Below are 2,666 nucleotides of genomic sequence, written 5' to 3' on the forward strand. Positions count from 1 at the left end.
CTCGGCAATACTATGTTCGCCACGGATTCCTTCCATCACAATTAAAACCTTTTGTTCTGAAGTGAAAATTCGTTTCGTGTTGCGACGAATGTCCTTTAATAAGGATTCTGAAGAACTTTGATTAGGATTTACTGAATAATTCTTTTTTGTTGTCATAGTACAAATATACTTTTTTATTAATAATTCTAACTAAAACCCCAAACTTAATTGGAGGTCAAGTTGGGCACTTTTGTTTGACAACGTACAATGACATGTTGACTAAAGGATTGATTAGCGAATAGTCACCGCTTGGATATTGCATATTGAAGTGTTCTGCTCTTACGGCATATTGCTTCTTTGATAATAAGTTGGCACAATCTGTTTGTATTGAAAGTTCAAGATAGTTAGAGCTATTTTCATACTAACCTTACTCTGAGCTTGCATAGTAAATATGCTTCTCATCTAAGATTAGATTCTGAGACAACAGATAACTTTGCAAACATCAATATCATTAGTAGCCATATCCCATTTAAGTTCTAAATTAGGAGGGAACTTTCCCAAAAATGTTTTTATATAGTTTATATCTGTCATTAAGATAGGAGAAGATTCTGGATAGAAAATCAGAAAGAGAACTTTCCATGAAGAAGTTGGAGAAAGTTCCAGATTTTTAATTTCTTTGTAGATTACATTATTTACAGTTTCGAAACGGCGTTCTGTAGTATCAGAAGTTGTGGCTTCTAAAATAACGAACTTTGTCCCTTCACTTTCCTCTAAATGCTTTAAATCTCCTTCTCCAAGTCCCATAAGGAAAGATGTATTAAGAAGCTTTGACTTAAATTCCTCCCAAGTAAGTTGGGTTACTTTACATTGTTTTTCCATAGTTTTGTATTTTAAATTTATTTAATTGTATAATTCATCTCAATTTTTATTTCTTTTTCGAATTGTCGTACATATATAAAATCTGTAATAGCGAATCCCATGTGGAAAAATATATTATGGAAAGCACTTGTCAGATGTAAGTCTTTGGTCAATTCTGCATCAAACCCCTCATTCCAATTTGGTGGAGGGCAATCCATACCTATAAAACTTTCAAAAGATTCTTTTTCACATGAGCGATTAATTGAAAGTGGAACGAGTGTTATACCATTTTGATACGAGCTATGTCTGTAGTCACTAAGTGCATCCCAGAATTCTTGTCGATCATCCTCTTGGATGGGATGTGCCTTAGGATATGTAGCCTCTAAGAAACACATAGCAGTAACTTCTGGGTCATCTCCAAAATCTTTATCTATTTTGATTTTATCCCACATATGATATGCTTCATCATACATTTTCTTTAAAGCATCTGTAAGTGCATCGTTAAAAGCAATAATATCTGGCAAGATCTCTTCTTGATGCTCCAAAACACGACGATTAATGATATACCTTCGTATAAGCAACAAGTGTTCGTACTCTTGAGCATCGTAACGACAACTCTGATACCTCATCAATATTTCTTGCTCTATGTACTGAATTTCGTAATCATGTATATTTAACATTGTCTTAACATTTAATTATTTCAGCAACAAAGATAACAGTGGGGTATGCTATCTATGGGCATACCCTCTGTAATTCAAACCCAAATATTATTTTATACCTTATGCACAAGCTCAGCCACTTTCTTCCCAGCTTCTTTTGCTCGTGTAGTCCAATTCCCTCTTCGATTAATTCCTATGATTTTTTTGTTTTCATTTGACTCATAAAGACCTCCTGACAACTTATGGTATTCACCATAAGTGAAATCAGATATGGTTGACACTCCTAAACAAACAATGGACTTAGGCTTTATGTATGTAAATATAAAATCGCGCATTAGTTTAACGAAATGTTTTCTGACATCCCATTCCGTACATTCTGCAGTATACGCATCTCTTTCCGTAAAGTTGGAATCATCAATCATCTTTTTAAACATGGATTGAAGCTCCTTACCGTGCTTAGTCCCAAATGGATAAAGATTAAGCACCATGATTTTTTTTTCTATGTGATCAACCCATTTATGAGGTGTTTTTAAAACATGTCCAATATCTTTTCCCAATGCTTCTTCATAACTGAATAGAAGTTCTATAATATTAGCAGGGAAACGATTACACCGTTTCTTTTCTATTTCCCACCATTCACCATTTTTGCGTGCGTTCCATCTTTGGAAAATACTAAATGGTCTTTCACCCATATTCACAAGGTGTCCTTTATCATATTCCCACTCGCGATGTAAGCCATGTTCAGGATTATAGGCTATCAGTAGTATGTCAGGGTTATAATTTAAATAACCATCCAATGTTACACCCCCTCTAAATTCGGTGTATTTTTTGCCTTGGTTTTTTACCAACAGGTCGAAATAAGGCTTGTATTCCTTTTCCAATTGATAGAAGGCTAATCTCAACTCTTGATACTCATTCGTGTTTAGAAGTTCTTTTGTTTTCATTCTTTTATTTTATAAGTTACCTTAATTCCGCAGCATAAAAATCTTTTAAGAAATCCTAGTGCCTGGGAAATAATATCCTCAAAACACTTGGATATTGTACGTTGTCAAGCAAAAGTGCACAACTGCAAATATAGTTATTTACTCTGATATTTCATTGTTTTATTATCAAAAATTCTTTTGTTGATTGAATTTTGCTTTATTATTTCTCTTATCTTTTTGATTTTCT

Annotated in this window: 3 protein-coding genes and 1 pseudogene; all 4 read right to left on the reverse strand. The window is 33.6% G+C overall.

Annotated features, from left to right (window positions below; genetic code table 11):
• Positions 1 to 156: pseudogene (locus tag H164_RS16025) on the reverse strand (IS3 family transposase); the annotation flags it as partial.
• Between the two features lie 291 nt (positions 157 to 447).
• On the reverse strand, positions 448 to 858 hold the full coding sequence (locus tag H164_RS0114170) for a hypothetical protein (RefSeq protein ID WP_019969236.1): 411 nt from the start codon (positions 856 to 858) through the stop codon (positions 448 to 450).
• A 17-nt stretch (positions 859 to 875) separates the two neighbouring features.
• Positions 876 to 1,517 carry a hypothetical protein gene (locus H164_RS0114175; RefSeq protein ID WP_019969237.1) on the reverse strand — a complete coding sequence of 214 codons (642 nt, stop codon included), beginning with the start codon at positions 1,515 to 1,517 and terminating at the stop codon, positions 876 to 878.
• A 92-nt stretch (positions 1,518 to 1,609) separates the two neighbouring features.
• Positions 1,610 to 2,440 carry a hypothetical protein gene (locus H164_RS0114180; RefSeq protein WP_019969238.1) on the reverse strand — a complete coding sequence of 277 codons (831 nt, stop codon included), beginning with the start codon at positions 2,438 to 2,440 and terminating at the stop codon, positions 1,610 to 1,612.
• Positions 2,441 to 2,666: the final 226 nt, after the last annotated feature.

The organism is Segatella maculosa DSM 19339 = JCM 15638 (genome assembly GCF_000382385.1).
In the GTDB taxonomy this organism is placed as follows: Bacteria; Bacteroidota; Bacteroidia; order Bacteroidales; family Bacteroidaceae; genus Prevotella; species Prevotella maculosa.

Excerpts from the sequence above, each read along its gene's own strand:
- H164_RS0114170 (WP_019969236.1), bottom strand. The coding sequence starts at position 858 with ATGGAAAAACAATGTAAAGTAACCCAACTTACTTGGGAGGAATTTAAG.
- H164_RS0114175 (WP_019969237.1), bottom strand. The coding sequence starts at position 1,517 with ATGTTAAATATACATGATTACGAAATTCAGTACATAGAGCAAGAAATA.
- H164_RS0114180 (WP_019969238.1), bottom strand. The coding sequence starts at position 2,440 with ATGAAAACAAAAGAACTTCTAAACACGAATGAGTATCAAGAGTTGAGA.